General features: G+C 64.4%; 12 protein-coding genes and 1 pseudogene. 7 read left to right on the forward strand and 6 right to left on the reverse strand.

What is annotated here, in order from left to right:
• Positions 1 to 404 precede the first annotated feature (404 nt).
• The 6 genes from E3O25_RS10545 to E3O25_RS10570 form a co-directional block, all read right to left on the reverse strand.
• Entirely contained in the window at positions 405 to 1,361 is a 957-nt protein-coding gene (locus E3O25_RS10545) for a D-alanine--D-alanine ligase (protein ID WP_134361109.1), read from the reverse strand.
• 55 nt (positions 1,362 to 1,416) lie between these two features.
• On the reverse strand, positions 1,417 to 2,766 hold the full coding sequence (locus E3O25_RS10550) for a PLP-dependent aminotransferase family protein (protein WP_092110605.1): 1,350 nt from the start codon (positions 2,764 to 2,766) through the stop codon (positions 1,417 to 1,419).
• Positions 2,767 to 2,866: 100 nt separating this feature from the next.
• On the reverse strand, positions 2,867 to 3,190 hold the full coding sequence (gene trxA / locus E3O25_RS10555) for a thioredoxin (RefSeq protein ID WP_092110604.1): 324 nt from the start codon (positions 3,188 to 3,190) through the stop codon (positions 2,867 to 2,869).
• A gap of 10 nt (positions 3,191 to 3,200) precedes the next feature.
• Positions 3,201 to 4,172: a thioredoxin-disulfide reductase gene (gene trxB / locus E3O25_RS10560; RefSeq protein ID WP_092110603.1), complete on the reverse strand. Its 972-nt coding sequence runs from the start codon at positions 4,170 to 4,172 to the stop codon at positions 3,201 to 3,203.
• 189 nt (positions 4,173 to 4,361) lie between these two features.
• Positions 4,362 to 5,984: a murein biosynthesis integral membrane protein MurJ gene (gene murJ / locus E3O25_RS10565; protein ID WP_134361110.1), complete on the reverse strand. Its 1,623-nt coding sequence runs from the start codon at positions 5,982 to 5,984 to the stop codon at positions 4,362 to 4,364.
• Complete coding sequence (locus tag E3O25_RS10570; RefSeq protein WP_134361111.1) at positions 5,977 to 8,295, reverse strand: DUF6049 family protein; 2,319 nt, start codon at positions 8,293 to 8,295, stop codon at positions 5,977 to 5,979. The genes murJ and E3O25_RS10570 overlap by 8 nt, the downstream gene beginning before the upstream one ends.
• An 80-nt stretch (positions 8,296 to 8,375) precedes the next feature.
• Here E3O25_RS10570 and E3O25_RS10575 point away from each other — a divergent pair, with 80 nt between their 5' ends.
• The 7 genes and pseudogenes from E3O25_RS10575 to rpsR all read left to right on the forward strand — a co-directional run bounded on the left by E3O25_RS10575 (position 8,376) and on the right by rpsR (position 14,512).
• On the forward strand, positions 8,376 to 9,806 hold the full coding sequence (locus E3O25_RS10575) for a CCA tRNA nucleotidyltransferase (RefSeq protein WP_092110577.1): 1,431 nt from the start codon (positions 8,376 to 8,378) through the stop codon (positions 9,804 to 9,806).
• Positions 9,796 to 10,677: a carbohydrate ABC transporter permease gene (locus E3O25_RS10580; protein ID WP_241983779.1), complete on the forward strand. Its 882-nt coding sequence runs from the start codon at positions 9,796 to 9,798 to the stop codon at positions 10,675 to 10,677. Before E3O25_RS10575 ends, E3O25_RS10580 begins: the two co-directional genes overlap by 11 nt.
• Positions 10,664 to 11,494, forward strand: a complete 831-nt coding sequence (locus E3O25_RS10585) for a carbohydrate ABC transporter permease (protein WP_092110573.1) — start codon at positions 10,664 to 10,666, stop codon at positions 11,492 to 11,494. Before E3O25_RS10580 ends, E3O25_RS10585 begins: the two co-directional genes overlap by 14 nt.
• A gap of 45 nt (positions 11,495 to 11,539) precedes the next feature.
• Positions 11,540 to 12,880, forward strand: coding sequence for a sugar ABC transporter substrate-binding protein (locus tag E3O25_RS10590; RefSeq protein WP_092110570.1), 1,341 nt, complete (start codon positions 11,540 to 11,542; stop codon positions 12,878 to 12,880).
• A gap of 168 nt (positions 12,881 to 13,048) precedes the next feature.
• Positions 13,049 to 13,417 (forward strand): annotated as a pseudogene (rpsF, locus tag E3O25_RS17205) (30S ribosomal protein S6); the annotation flags it as partial.
• A 264-nt stretch (positions 13,418 to 13,681) separates the two neighbouring features.
• Entirely contained in the window at positions 13,682 to 14,200 is a 519-nt protein-coding gene (locus E3O25_RS10600; RefSeq protein ID WP_092110566.1) for a single-stranded DNA-binding protein, read from the forward strand.
• 48 nt (positions 14,201 to 14,248) lie between these two features.
• Positions 14,249 to 14,512 carry a 30S ribosomal protein S18 gene (gene rpsR / locus E3O25_RS10605; protein ID WP_035835236.1) on the forward strand — a complete coding sequence of 88 codons (264 nt, stop codon included), beginning with the start codon at positions 14,249 to 14,251 and terminating at the stop codon, positions 14,510 to 14,512.
• The last annotated feature ends 8 nt before the right edge of the window (positions 14,513 to 14,520 follow it).

Below are 14,520 nucleotides of genomic sequence, written 5' to 3' on the forward strand. Positions count from 1 at the left end.
TCACGTGAAACATGATTTCTCGCCGGAGTGCTCGTGAAGGGGTGGGCATCGTCAACGGGTCATGCGCTCCCCGCCCAGACATTGAGGTGTTTGGGAGCATTGCGCGAAGTGCGTGCGCAACACCCCGAAACTCCTCAAAACTCGCAACTCCGCGGACAACCCGCCGCCGCTGCCTCAGCGTACATGTTGTTTCACGTGAAACATGGCGTATCGTGGGTCGACCTTACCGAGACCGTAATCACCGTCCCGATGGCTGGTTTCCGCGAGTCTGGACGCGGCTGTTTCACGTGAAACATACGTTCATTGTTGATCGAGTTGATCGACCTGGCCGAGACCACCAGCGCCGTGCCGCGAGCTATCTGCGGTAGGGCGATGGGATGTTTCACGTGAAACGGCGCGAGCGGCTACCGGTCAGTGCGGGCGTGAGTGGCGAGGGCCGAATAGGTCGCGCCGAGGGTCTGACCGGCGGCTTCGATAGCCTGGGGCACCAGGGAGGTCTCGGTGAGGCCGGGGAGCACGTTGGCCTCGAGGAACCAGGGGGTGCCGGCCGCGTCGACGATGAGGTCGATGCGGCTTAGGTGGCGCAGTCCGAGAAGCACGTGAATGGCGATAGCGGCCTCAGAAACGGCCCCTGCGATCTCGTCAGCAAGGCGGGCTGGCGTGTAGAAGTCGGTTTCGCCGGCGTTGTAGCGCGCTTCGAAGCTGTAGACGCCGTCTACGGGAACAATTTCTACAATGGGAAGGGCTGTGGGGCCGTCGCCGGTGTCGATAATGGCCACGGTGACCTCGGTGCCTTCGATGTAGGCCTCAACGAGGGCGGTATTGGCGTAGGTGTAGGCGTCTACCATGGCGCGCGGCAGGTCGGCGGGCGTGCGCACGATGGTGACACCCTGGGAAGATCCGCCCTGGGCGGGCTTGACGACGAGGGGCAGGCCGATCGCGCTGATCAAGTGCTCGAGCACGCTCGTGGCGCCGAGGTCTCGAAAGGTCTCGGTGGACAGTGCAATGGCCGGGGGAGTGTCGATACCGGCCCGCAGCACGAGCTCCTTGGCGGTGGCCTTGTTCCAGGCCAGGGCGGCCGCGGGGCCGCGCGATCCGAGAAAGGGAATACCGGTAGTTTCGAGCAGCGACAGCAGCGCGCCATCCTCGCCGGTAGCGCCGTGCAGGGTAGGCCAGACCAGATCGGGAGCCTGCTGGCTGAGGGTGGTGAGCAGGTTGGATCCGGGGTCCAGTACGGTGACGGAGTGGCCCGCGTCACCGAGGGCATCCGCTACTCGGCGCCCGGAGCGCAACGAAACGTCGCGTTCGTGTGAGATTCCGCCAGCGAGAATGACAATTTTCAGTGCGGTGAATTCGCTCATGATCAGGTCTTTTCCTAGCTGATTGCGGTTGAGGAGGCTCATCGACGTGACGGGGTCACGAGATATTGGCTGGCGGGCCGGCATATCGCTGGTTCGTGGCCCCTGGTCGGTCGGGCGCGGCGCCGAGCGCGCCGGTGCCGGCGAAGGTGTCGAGCAGATCCATCTCGCCGCGAATCACCGTGGCAAGACGACGGATGCCCACCCGAATGTTCTCCGGACTGGGATAGCAGAAAGCCAGACGCATACTCTGCCGCCCCTCACCATCGGCGTAGAAGGCCGTGCCGGGCGTGTAGGCCACGAGTTCCGTGACCGCGCGGGGCAGCATGGCCTTGGAATCGAGCTGTTCGGGCAGGGTTACCCAGACGTAAAAGCCCCCGGCGGGGTTGGTCCAGGTGAGGTCGGGCAGATATTCGTCGAGCGCGGCCAGCATGGCGTTCTTGCGTTCCTGGTACACGCCGCGGAAAGTGTTGATCTGCCCCTTCCAGTCGGCGGTGGAGAGATACTCCGAGATGACCATCTGCGTGAAGGAGCTGGGGGACAGCACGGCGGCCTCGTTCGCCAGAACGAGTTTTTCCCGGATTGCGTGCGGGGCGAGGGCCCAGCCGACCCGAAAACCAGGGGCGAGGGTCTTGGAGAAGGTGCCGAGGTAGACGACCCCGTCGCGCTCGAGCGAGCGGATGGCGTCCGGTGCCGGTTTGTCGAAGTACAGCAGCCCATAGGGGTTGTCTTCGAGCACCAGAATGTTGTTGGAACGGCAGATCTCAAGAATTTGCAGGCGCCGCTCCCAGCTGAGGGTGACACCGGCTGGATTGTGGAAGCTGGGGATCGTGTACAGGAATTTGATGGTGCGTCCGGCGGCCTTCAGGGCAGCGATGTGCTCGATCAGGGCGGCCGGGATCATGCCGTCCTCGTCCATCGGTACGTGGTCGACCTCGGCCTGATAAGACTTGAAGATGACCATGGCTGTGACGTAGCTCGGGCCCTCCGAGATTACGACGTCCCCGGGGTTCAGAAAGAGCTTGCTGACCAGTTCCAGAGCGTGCTGGGAGCCGGTCGTGACTACGACGTCGTCGGCGTTGGCCTTGATTCCTTCGAGCGCCATGACGTCGAGAATCTGTTCGCGAAGCAAAGGAACTCCCTGACCAGAGCCATATTGCAGGGCGGTCGCCCCCTTTTCGCGCATGACGCGGTCCATGGCATCGATCACCAGATCCTGCGGCAGGGCTGCCACGTACGGCATACCGCCGGCAAGTGAGACAACTTCGGGGCGGGAGGCCACAGCGAAGAGAGCGCGCACCTCGGAGGCTTTGAGGCCGGCGGCTCGCTCGGCGTAGTGGTGGTACCACGGGTCGAGGTTGTTGCCGCCTTGTTTGCCAACGGCCTGTGGAGAACCCTGATTTGTCACGTCGCATCCGTTCTGCTGTCGTCTTCATCGTATGGGGTGGTACCCGGCACGAAAAAACCCGCCCGGTCGAAGCCGGGCGGGTTTCACGCAGAAAAACTGGTTAGACGAGGTAGTCGGCCAGGTCCTTTTCGAGCTGCGGCTTCGGCTTGGCACCGATGACGGTCTTGACGACCTCGCCCTTCTGGAAGACCTTCATGGCCGGGATGGAGGTGATCTGGTATTTGGCCGCGAGAGCGGGGTGCTCGTCGACGTTGAGCTTGACGATGTCGAGCTTGTCGGCGTTCTCGGCCGCGATCTGGTCGAGAATCGGGCTGACGGCGCGGCAGGGGCCACACCACTCAGCCCAGAAGTCCACCAACACGGTCTTTTCGTTGTTGATGACTTCCTGGTCGAAGTTGGCTTCGGTGACGGATCGTGCGGTCATTCGGTGCTCCTTAGTTGACTGAAACGAGTTCGGTGTCGCCGGCCTGAGCCAGCAAAGCGGTGGGAAGAGTGCTGAGGTAGTGCTCGGCGTCGAGAGCGGCCGCGCAGCCGGAGCCGGCGGCGGTGATGGCCTGACGGTAGCTGGAGTCGATGACGTCGCCGGCTGCGAAGACCCCGGCCTGGCTGGTGAGTGACGACCGCCCGGCGACGGCGATGGTGCCCGCGGGGGTGAGGTCGAGCTGCTGGTGCACGAGATGGGTGCGTGGGTCGTTGCCGATCGCCACGAAGACGCCGCCGACCGGAAGGCTGGTCTCGGTGCCGGTGACGGTGTCGCGCAGGGTGAGACCGTCAACAGCGTCGGTGCCGGTGATGCCGACGACCTCGGAGTTCCAGGTGAACTCGATCTTGTCATTGGCAAAGGCGCGTTCCTGCATGATCTTGGAGGCGCGCAGCTCGCCCTTGCGGTGAATGACGTACACCTTGGAGGCGAACCTGGTGAGAAAAGTCGCTTCTTCCATGGCGGAGTCACCGCCACCGATGACGGCGATTTCCTTGCCCTTGAAGAAGAAGCCATCGCAGGTGGCACACCAGGAGACACCGCGCCCGGAGAGTCGTTCTTCGTCGCTCAGGCCCAGTTTGCGGTAGGCCGACCCGGTCGCGAAGATGACCGCGAGGGCTTGCTCCACGTCGCCGTTGCCGAGGGTCACAGTCTTGATCGGGCCGGTCAGATCGACCGACTCAACATCGTCATAGACCACCTCGGTACCGAATCGCTCGGCCTGTTCCTGCATCTTGGTCATCAGGTCGGGCCCCTGCACTCCCTCCGGGAATCCGGGAAAGTTTTCGACGTCGGTCGTGTTCATCAGCTCACCGCCGGCCTCCACCGAGCTGGCGATCAGGAGCGGCTTGAGGTTGGCTCTAGCGGCATAGATCGCCGCGGTGTAACCGGCCGGTCCGGAACCGATGATGATGATCTGACGCACGCGCACACTCCTTGCAATGGTGGGCAAGACGGGCAAAATCCCGGCTCACGTTTCGATACAACACATCCTAATCGGATGCTATTCCGGGCCCTCCCAGCTTGGGAGGTGCTGCACAGCCACGGGAACCCGCCCGACGAACGGGGGCGGCTCTCAGCCGGGCACCGTGGGTGTGACTGAGCGTCGGGGTACTCAGCGGCGAAGTCGCGCCCGCAAGGGCGTGAGGAACGCTGTGAGCTCCCCGCTGCGCATCACTAGCAGCAGGCCGAAGTAGGCGGCCGCCATGACAAGGCCGATCAGAACCATGGACACCATGGCGGTGAGACGCGACGATACGGCAAAGTCGTTCTCACCGGCGACGCCGAGGGTGAAGAGCAGGGTCAGGCCGAGGCCGATGGGAAGCATCGCGGCGGCGAAATACTTCACCAGGCTGCGTAGGATGCGACGCCCGTCGATGCCGCCCAGCCGACGCCGCAGCAGGATCGCCGCCAGAACGGCCTGCAGGGTGCCGGTCACGGTGATCGACGTGGCGATGCCGACCGCGATCCAGTCCGTGGGCAGGAGTGCGCAGGCAAGCACGGCGCCGATCAGCAGAACGACCTGGAACAGCGTGAAAAAGAACGGCGTGCGGGTATCACCGATGGCATAGAACGTGCGCTGCAGCACGAACAGCAGGCAGAACGGCACGAGCCCCACAATGAAGGCCAGGATGACGTTGCCCACGGCCGGAACCTGGTCGAAGGGAACGAAGACCGCAGCGAACGGATAGGCACAGACCGCGATGACGGCCGTAGCGAGCACGATCAGCAGTGACGTTCCCCGAATCGCGCTGGAGGCATCCGTTTTCAGCAATGACCAGTTACCGACCGAGGCGTGTTCGCTCATGCGGGTGAAGTAGGCCGTCGCGACCGACACGGTGATGACGGAGTGCGGCAACATGAAGATGAGCCACGCCGTTGCAAGCACGGCAACGGATGCCTTGCCGTGCGCGAGCGTGACGACCTGCGTTTCGATGATGCCAGCGTAGGTCGTGAGCAGCAGCATGCCGAAGGTCCAGCTCGCCAACTTGCCTGCGGCTCCGAGCCCGACGCCGCGAAAATGAAAGTCCGGGCGAAAGCGCAGGCCGATCCGCCGCCAGAAGTAAAACAAAACGACGGCCTGCGTGATCACACCCAGTGTCGCGCTGCCCCCGAGAATGGCCACCATGGCCGCCGTGGTGTCGGCGGCGGACCGATCACCCGCCGGGTCGGGGCTGAACACGGCGGCAAAGACGATCAGGCCGATGATGGCAACGACGTTGTTCAAAACCGGGACCCAGGTGAATGGCCCGAACGACTTGCGGGCGTTGAGCACCTCGCCGAGCAGCGTGTACAGACCGTAAAAGAACATTTGCGGCAGGCACCAGTAGGCGAAAGCCACGGCGAGTGCCTTCTGGTTCTCGGGAAGGTTAATTCCGATGAACCCGGTGATCATCGGCGCCAACAGAGTGGCGACGAGGGTCGTCGCGAACAGTATGACCAGCGCCAGGGTCAGCAATTTGTTGATGTAAGCCGTGCCGCCGTCGGCGTGCAGGGTGGCTCGAACGATTTGTGGCACCAGGACGGCGGTCAGGATGCCGCCGGCCACGATCGTATAGATCGTATTGGGCAGCTGATTGGCGATCGAGAACGTGTCGGCGGTGGCGCCGACGGCGCCGATGATGGCGGTCAAGACGATGACCTTCACGAACCCGAGAATGCGCGACACGATCGTGCCGGAGGCCAGGAACGCGCTGGCTCGACCGATTCCGCCGTTGCCGGTCACTGTGTCAGACATCGGGTTCCGCCGCCGGTATCGCCGGTTCAACTGCAGCAGCGGATGCCTCAGCGGCGCGTTCCCGGCGTCGACCAACGATATTGCGCCAGATGCCGAATCCGAAGAAGCCGATGACGAGGATCGCGAAGATGGTCGCGCCGACTCCCTCCCAGTCGGCGCGCACGCTGACATCGATGGGGGCCGGTTGGCCGAGCGGGGTGCCGTTCAGGGTGAACAGGGTGACCCGCAGGACGACGTCGCCGTTGCCGACGGCGGCGCTGAGCGGCACGGAGACGGCCTGTGCCGAGTTCGGTTGAATAATGGTCTCGAGGGTCTCACCGACGACGAGGCGTCCGTTGGACGGTACGATCTCGGTGCGCACGGTGACAGCCTGGTCGAGGGCGTTGTTGAGCGTGATGCGCAGGTCGACCTTGCTCCCCACCACGATGATGGGCCCGCGGGTGGTCACGGTCACGGCGTGCATCAGGTCGAAGGAAGCGGCGAGGCTCGCTCGAACCTGGTCTTCCCAGACCGACGTTTGGGCCGTCCAGGTCGTGTCCAGCAGAGCCAGCAGGTCCAGGCGGGCCGGGGCCGTGATGGCTACCGGATCGGCCAGGATCGTCGCGAATTCGGCGAGGGCACCTTCGCGCTCCAGCAATGATCGGGCGAGCGTGACCCGGCTGCCGTCGATGGCTTCAGCCTGAAAGGTCACCGTGGTGGCCGGGGTGGCGGCCAGGGCCGACTGTAGTGACGCCGCCGTCGACCAGGCGGCGCCGTCGAGGGCCGTGAGCGTTTGGCCGATTCTGGTCGCGGTCGCAGGACTGCTGCGGTCGAAGGTGACCAGCAGGGTGCGCGCCGAATCGGGATTCTCCGCCGAGACGATCGCCAGGAGCGAAGCCGCCTCGGTGACATTCACCCGCCATTCCTCGTCGGTGGTGGCTTCGGCGGCGGCACGGATGGCCGCAGAGAGCGGGCTGTCACTGACCAGGCCCAGCCCGGTCGGAAGGGTGACCGCGGTATTCGGCGTGAAGACGTCTGATTGCTCCACGTTGCCGCTCGAGAGGATGGTGGTGGTCAGGCCGCTCGCGGCGAACACGTCCAGGTCGCTGCGGGCGACCTGACCGGCGGCCGGCCAGCCGATGGCGGTGCTCGTGTAGTTCCAGGCCAGCAGGTCGCTCGTGCTCGGAATGACCGTCTGGCCCGGCTCCACCGTGGGCGTGGGTGACGGCGTCGGTGACGGGCTGGTCTGGGCCTTCGTGCGCGACGTCACACTGGGCACATCGGTCGGATCAGTGGTTGTCTCGGGGGCCGGTGTACTCGGGGGGACCACGAATAGACTCGCATCGATGGCCGGGTCGAAGGATGTCGGCGCGAGCAGTGTCGGGGCGCCCGCCTGCGCTTGCACCGCGATGTCGGCATCCGCGTAGCTGAGCGGAAAGATGTCATTGCTCGCGCCGGCCAGGCGATCGAGCCAGGCGAGCGCCGACGCGGGAGCTGCTGTGCCGAGCACCCGAATAGACGCGATAATCTGCGGATCGATCGCGATCGTTGCCGTCGGCGCGTCGATCGCGGCATCCAATTGGCGGGAGAGCAGACCGACCGAGCTCGTGTACGACTCGAGCGCCTTGGCGGTGATCAGGCCGGTCGCGCTGGCCGGAGTCGTGATCGGCAGAATGGTTGTGAGTGCCACCGGGGTGATCGCGCTGCCCTGCGACCACACGAACGTGCCGCGGCCTTCTGCCCGAACCACATCATCCGCGCTGAGAATCGCGGCGATTCCCCGAGCTCCCCACGCGTTCTGATCGGTCAATCCGACGGATTCCGCCGGCACCGTGACACTGACGGTCGTGCCGGCACCGGCTGGAATGATTCCCGCCGTCGGCACGCTCACGAGCTGGTCGCCGGAATTCGTGTCAGCGGAGGGTCGCAGCCAACTGTCGAGCGCAGCGCGGGTGGTGAGGGCCAGATCCGCCAGGTAGACATCGACTCGGCCGACGGGAATGTCGGCGTCGGTGTTGTTGTGCACGGCCACCGTCAGCAGCAGGTCCTGGCCGGGCGAAAGCTCGGACGAATCGCGCGGAGAAACGGTGATGCCGACCGTATCGGCGGGGGTGGTGGCGCTCGAAGCGGTGCCCATCTCGGTTTGCGCGCTGGCCGGTCGGAGGGATGGAGTCGGCGCAAAAATCAACGACGCGAGGGTGAGAAATCCGACCAGGACGGCCGTGAACGGTCGCCTGATTCGTCGCTTCTGACGGCGCCGGGCCGGGCGCACGGCACTGCACGCGGCAGCCGAGAGCGCGGGCCGATGCGCGGAATCTGAATCGGCCACCATAGGTGGATTCTACGGCGTGCCAGCCTTGAGCCACCTGCACCGCGACTGCGCGCCCTCCGATGGCAACTAATATGGGGCATATGCAGAGCGTCGCGGCAGCCCTCGCACGACTGGGCGACCTGGCTGCCACCCCCACGGTATCCCGTCTGGCGAACGCATTTGCGGCGGCCGGCCATGAGCTGGCCCTGGTGGGCGGCCCGGTGCGCGATGCTTTCCTGAACCGTACGCTCCACGACCTCGACTTCACAACCGATGCGACGCCGGATCAGATCCTTGCGCTCGTCAAACCGCTCTCCGAAGCCCAGTGGGACATCGGCCGGGCCTACGGCACGATCGGTGCCAGCCTGGCCGGCGAGACCGTGGAGATCACCACCTATCGAGCAGACAGCTACGACGGCACCACCCGTAAGCCCGACGTTCAGTTCGGGACGACCCTCGAGCCCGATCTGCTCCGCCGGGACTTCACCGTCAACGCGATGGCCCTGCGGCTGCCCCAGCTGACGCTGGTCGACCCGGCCGGCGGAATTGATGACCTCCTCGCCGGGCGCCTGCGTACCCCGAGCACTCCGGAGGTTTCGTTCGGAGACGACCCGCTGCGGATGCTGCGCGCGGCCAGGTTCACCGGACAGCTCGGTTTCACGCTGGACCTCGACACCGCGCTCGCGATGGAGAAGATGCGCGACAGCATCCGAATCGTGTCGGCCGAGCGCATCGGTGACGAGCTGTCGAAATTGTTGGTCTCAAAGGACCCGCGCGCCGGCATCGAAGTGCTGATGGAATCGGGCCTCGCCGCGATCGTGCTTCCGGAGATTCCCGGCCTGCAATTGGAAATCGACGAGCACCACCATCACAAGGACGTCTACCAGCACACCCTCACCGTGCTGGAACAGGCCATCGGCTACGAGACTTCTCGCGGCAACCTCGAGTCCCCCGACCTGATCGTACGTCTTGCCGCGCTGCTGCACGACATCGGCAAGCCCGCCACCCGTCGGCTCGAGGCGGGGGGAGTCGTGAGCTTCTACCACCACGATGTGGTCGGGGCGAAGCTTGCGAAGAAGCGATTGCGCGCCCTGCGTTTCGACAATGACACCATCAATGCCGTCGCCCGCCTGATTGAGCTGCACCTGCGGTTCTTCGGTTACACCGAGGGGGCCTGGACCGACTCGGCTGTGCGCCGCTATGTGCGCGACGCCGGGGATCAGCTGGAACGACTGCACATCCTGACCCGTGCCGACGTCACGACCCGCAATCGGCGCAAGGCCGACCGGCTCGGCTTCGCTTACGACGACCTTGAGCAGCGCATTGCCGCGCTGAATGAGCAGGAAGAGCTCGGCGCGGTGCGCCCCGACCTCGACGGAGAACAGATCATGGCCGTGCTCGGCGTGAAACCGGGGCGTGAGGTGGGCGAGGCCTACCGATACCTGCTGGAACAGCGGCTCGACGATGGGCCGATCGGCGAGCAAGAGGCCACCCGCAGGTTGCTCACCTGGTGGGCGGAGCGTGTTCAGTAGGGGCAGCCTACGTCGACGAAGTGCGATCACCGGCTATGCCCTGCTCGCCCCCAGCTTGTTCGGCGTGGTCTGCTTTTTGCTGCTTCCGGTGCTCGTCGTGCTCTGGCTCAGCTTTCAGAGCTGGGACCTGATCGGCCCGATCACCTTCGTCGGCCTCGACAACTACCGATCCGTGCTCAGTGACGGGGTCTTCGGCAACTCCCTGTTGGTCACGCTGATCTTCGTGCTGCTCGTTGTGCCGATTCAGACCCTGATCGGGCTCGGCGCTGCGACCCTGCTCACCCGGAGTCTGCCCGGGTCCGCCTGGTTTCGCACGATTTATGTACTGCCGTGGATTTGTGCCCCGCTTGCTCTCGGTGTGGTGTGGAAGTGGATTCTCGCGCCCACCGACGGAGCCCTCAATACCCTGCTCGGCCAGCGCGTCGAATGGCTCAGTGATCCCACCCTGGCGCTGCCGGCGGTGGCCGCCGTCGTGATCTGGACCAACGTCGGCTACGTCACACTGTTCTTCATGGCCGGACTGCTCAATATTCCGGGGCAGATTCTGGAGGCGGCCCGGATCGACGGTGCCGGTGCGGTGAAGATGTTCTGGCACATCAAGCTGCCGCTGCTGCGTCCGACCATGTTCTTCGTACTCGTCACCACCGTTATTTCGGCCTTTCAGGTCTTTGACCAGGTGTACGCACTCACCCAGGGCGGACCGGCGCGATCAACGGATCTCGTGGCCGCGCGTATCTATTACGAAGCGTTCGATGCTTTCGACCTCGGCCGGGCGGCCGTCATGGCCGTCGTTCTGCTGGTGATCCTGGTGGTCATCACCCTGGCCCAGCAGCTTTACTTTCGCCGGAGGGTCACCTATGAAATGGACTAAATTCGGTTCAACGGCGGCCATCTACCTGGTGCTGCTGCTCGGCGCCCTGTTAACTCTGGGTCCGTTCCTGCTGAGCATCCTGACCGCGTTCAAGACGCGAGAGCAGTTTGCGCAGCAGTCAGCGTTGAGTTGGCCAGACCCGTTCACGGTGGAGAATTTTGCGCAGCTGCTCACCGGGCCGGCACAATTCGGCCGCGCCATCGTGATCACGGTGCTCGCGGCCATGCTCATTCTGGTCGGGCAGTTGATCTGCTCGATCCTCGCCGCCTACGCCTTCGCCCGGGTCGATTTTCCCGGTCGCCAGGTGCTGTTCTGGGTGTACCTGTCGACCCTGATGATCCCGCCGGTCGTGCTCGTGGTGCCGCTGTACCTCATGATGACCGAGGCTGGGCTGCGCAACTCGTTCTGGAGCCTCGTGCTGCCGTTCGCTTTTGCGTCTCCCTACGCGATCTTTCTGCTGCGCGAATATTTTCGTGGGATTCCCCAGGAACTCATTGACGCCGCCCGGCTTGACGGGGCGAACACCCTCGACGTTCTGGTCGAGATCGTGGTGCCGCTGTCGAGACCGATCATCGCCACCTTGACCCTCATCACGATCGTGAGCCACTGGAACAGTTTCATGTGGCCGCTCGTGGTGACCACCGGCACCGAATGGCGGGTCGTGACCGTCGCCACCGCGAGCCTGCAGAGCCAGTTCAACGGCAACTGGACGCTCGTCATGGCGGCCACCACGCTTGCCCTGGTTCCGCTCCTGGTCTTGTTTCTCCTGTTCCAGCGCAGCTTCGTGCGGTCGATCACCATCGCGGGTTCTGCGTAGTCTGGTCTATTGGGGTTTAGGTTCGAACCGTCAACAGAGGACATCATGGCCAAGCGTTCCACCATCATTGCTGCCGGCGCTGCCGCCGTGTTGCTCGTCATCGTCGGGGCCGTTGCCGCACTGAACTTCTCCGACTCTGATGCGCCCGGCGAGGCCACACACGTCACCGTGCGGCTCTGGGACGAACCGGTCGCCGCCGCCTATGAGAAGTCCTTTGCCGCTTTCGAGGACAACAACACCGACATCGAGGTCGACGTTGAGGTCGTGCCCTGGAACGATTACTTCGAGAAGCTGCGCACCGACGTGGCCGGTGACGGTGCTCCGGATGTCTTCTGGGTCGACGGCGGCAGCTATCCCGCGTACGCCGACGCGGGCGCGCTGCTCAACATCACGACCGCTCTTTCAGCGGATGCTCCGGCCGGCTGGTCCGCGGCCGTAACTGATCAGTACACCCGCGACGGCGCACTCTGGGGGGTGCCCCAACTCGCCGATCCCGGCATCGCGGTGTTCTACAACGCAGACCTGCTCGGTGACGCCGGCCTGACCCCCGCCGATGTGTCCGCACTCACCTGGGATCCCACCGGGGAGACCGACACCCTCATTGCGGTCCTGCAGAAACTCACTAAGGACTACAACGGCAACACGGCTGACAGTGCGGAGTTCGACGGTTCCAACCTCAGCCAATACGGCTACAACGCGGGCTACGACCTGCAGGCGATGGTGCTGAACTATCTGGCCTCCAATGGTGCCCAGTTACAGGACGATAGCAATGAGTACTCCTTCGCGTCCGACGCCGGAGTCGCTTCGTTCCAATACCTTGTCGATCTCATGAATAAGTGGCAGGTCGCTCCGTCGGCCGCCGATACGAACACCAATGGTGATTTCAGTCGCGAGCAGTTCCTCCAGGGCAAGATGGCTCTGTTTCAGAGTGGTGTCTACAACCTTGCCAACGTGAGCGCCGGGGCGAACTTCGATTGGGGCGTCGTGCAGCTGCCGAGCGGTCCGGCCGGCGCGATCAGCGCCGTTGACGGCATCGCGGCCGCCGGCAATGCCGCGTCTTCGCACCCGGATGAGACCCAGCGGGTTTTGGAGTGGCTCGGAAGCGCGGTTGGAGCCGAGTTCCTTGGAACCTCCGGCGCTGCTTCCCCAGCCGTGCTCGCAGCGCAACCCGCGTATGCGGCCTATTGGGCCGCCGAGAAGGTCGACATCAGCCCGTTCTACGACGTCCTGGCCGCCGGAACGGCGCCGGCTCCGCGCGGAGCCGGCTGGCCGGCCGCCGAGAACGCCATGCGCCCGCTGCTCAACGAAGTCTTCCTCGGGCGCACGCCGGCCGGCCACGGTGTGCGCGCCGCCCAGGACGCCGCCAACGCCACCCTCGCCGAATAGCCCCCTGCGCCGATCAACGGATCGGTCGACTGGCGCATGGGCCGGGCATCCGGTAGTCTGGGCAGGTTGCCTGCGTGCCGGATTCCCGGCCTCCGCATTCAGCACATGCACAACCCTCCTGTTGCAGAAAGTCTGCAGCCGTTTTAGTCCGAAGGAGGTGGGTTAGTCATGCATCAGTACGAACTTATGGTTATCCTCGATCCCGAGATCGATGAGCGCACCGTAGCTCCCAGCCTTGACAAGTTCCTCAACGTTGTTCGCAACGATGGTGGCACCATTGACAAGGTTGATGTCTGGGGTCGTCGTCGTCTCGCATACGAGATCAACAAGAAGACCGAAGGCATTTACGCCGTCGTTGACTTCACCGCGAACGCCTCAGCGACGGTCGAACTCGACCGCCAGCTGAGCCTGTCCGAGGCAGTCATGCGCACCAAGGTGCTCCGCGCCGAAGAGGGCATCGCCCAGGTCGTCGTAGCCACCAAGCTGGCCGCAGAGAAGGCCGCCCGCAAGGCTGCCAACCCGAAGGTCATCGCTGCCAAGGCTGACGCCGCTGCTGCAGCCGCTGCCGCTCCGGCTGCGAAGGTAGCCGCTGCTGCCAAGCCCGTCGTTGCCGACGCAGCCGAGGTTCCGGCCGCTGCTGCTCCGGTTGCCGCCAAGGTTGAAGCTGCCGTTCCGGTTGCTGCCGCCTCCACCGCGGTTCCGGCCGCCAAGGTTGCTGCTGCCAAGCCCGCTGCTGCCAAGCCTGCTGCTGTCAAGCCCGCCGCGGCCGCTGTTGCCGACAAGGCGAGCGACAAGTAGCCCATGGCTGGCGAGACCGTAATCACCGTGGTGGGCAACCTCACCAGCGATCCGGAGCTGCGTTACACGCAGAACGGGCTGGCGGTTGCCAACTTCACCATCGCTTCCACTCCGCGCACGTTCGATCGTGCGGCTAACGAGTGGAAAGATGGCGACGCGCTGTTCCTGCGCGCGAGCGTTTGGCGTGAATTCGCCGAACACGTGGCGGGTTCATTGACCAAGGGGTCGCGTGTCATCGCTTCCGGGCGTCTCAAGCAGCGTTCGTATGAGACGAAGGAAGGTGAAAAGCGCACGAGCATGGAGCTCGAGATCGACGAAATTGGTCCTTCGCTGCGCTACGCCACTGCTTCCCTCACTCGCGCGCAGTCGTCCGGTCCCCGCAGCGGTGCTCCCGCTGCCGGTGGCCAGGGCAACGATGAGCCGTGGGCACCCAGCGCCCCCGCCAAGACTGCGTCGCCCGCAGCATCTGGTGGAGACGTCTGGAACAGTCCAGGCAACTTCAGCGACGAGACCCCCTTCTAAGCCACGCCTGGCGCGTAGCTAAAACCTTTTTGAGAAAGTAAGGAAATCATGGCTGGAAAGTCGAGCGGCGACCGCCGCAAGCCGCTTCGCGGAGCTAAGGGTGGCAAGAACGCCGCTCCCGCGAAGTCGATTCGGGTTGGTGTCATCGATTACAAAGATGTCCCCACCCTGCGCAAGTTCATCTCCGAGCGTGGAAAGATCCGCGCCCGTCGCATCACAGGCGTTTCCGTTCAGGAACAGCGCCTCATCGCCCGTGCCGTCAAGAACGCCCGCGAAATGGCTTTGCTGCCCTACGCAGGCTCAGGCCGGTAAGGAAACCA

The organism is Cryobacterium sp. TMT1-3 (assembly GCF_004402315.1).
Lineage (GTDB): Bacteria > Actinomycetota > Actinomycetes > Actinomycetales > Microbacteriaceae > Cryobacterium > Cryobacterium luteum.

Excerpts from the sequence above, each read along its gene's own strand:
- E3O25_RS10545 (WP_134361109.1), bottom strand. The coding sequence starts at position 1,361 with ATGAGCGAATTCACCGCACTGAAAATTGTCATTCTCGCTGGCGGAATC.
- trxA (WP_092110604.1), bottom strand. The coding sequence starts at position 3,190 with ATGACCGCACGATCCGTCACCGAAGCCAACTTCGACCAGGAAGTCATC.
- murJ (WP_134361110.1), bottom strand. The coding sequence starts at position 5,984 with ATGTCTGACACAGTGACCGGCAACGGCGGAATCGGTCGAGCCAGCGCG.
- E3O25_RS10570 (WP_134361111.1), bottom strand. The coding sequence starts at position 8,295 with ATGGTGGCCGATTCAGATTCCGCGCATCGGCCCGCGCTCTCGGCTGCC.
- E3O25_RS10575 (WP_092110577.1), top strand. The coding sequence starts at position 8,376 with ATGCAGAGCGTCGCGGCAGCCCTCGCACGACTGGGCGACCTGGCTGCC.
- E3O25_RS10585 (WP_092110573.1), top strand. The coding sequence starts at position 10,664 with ATGAAATGGACTAAATTCGGTTCAACGGCGGCCATCTACCTGGTGCTG.
- E3O25_RS10590 (WP_092110570.1), top strand. The coding sequence starts at position 11,540 with ATGGCCAAGCGTTCCACCATCATTGCTGCCGGCGCTGCCGCCGTGTTG.
- E3O25_RS10600 (WP_092110566.1), top strand. The coding sequence starts at position 13,682 with ATGGCTGGCGAGACCGTAATCACCGTGGTGGGCAACCTCACCAGCGAT.
- rpsR (WP_035835236.1), top strand. The coding sequence starts at position 14,249 with ATGGCTGGAAAGTCGAGCGGCGACCGCCGCAAGCCGCTTCGCGGAGCT.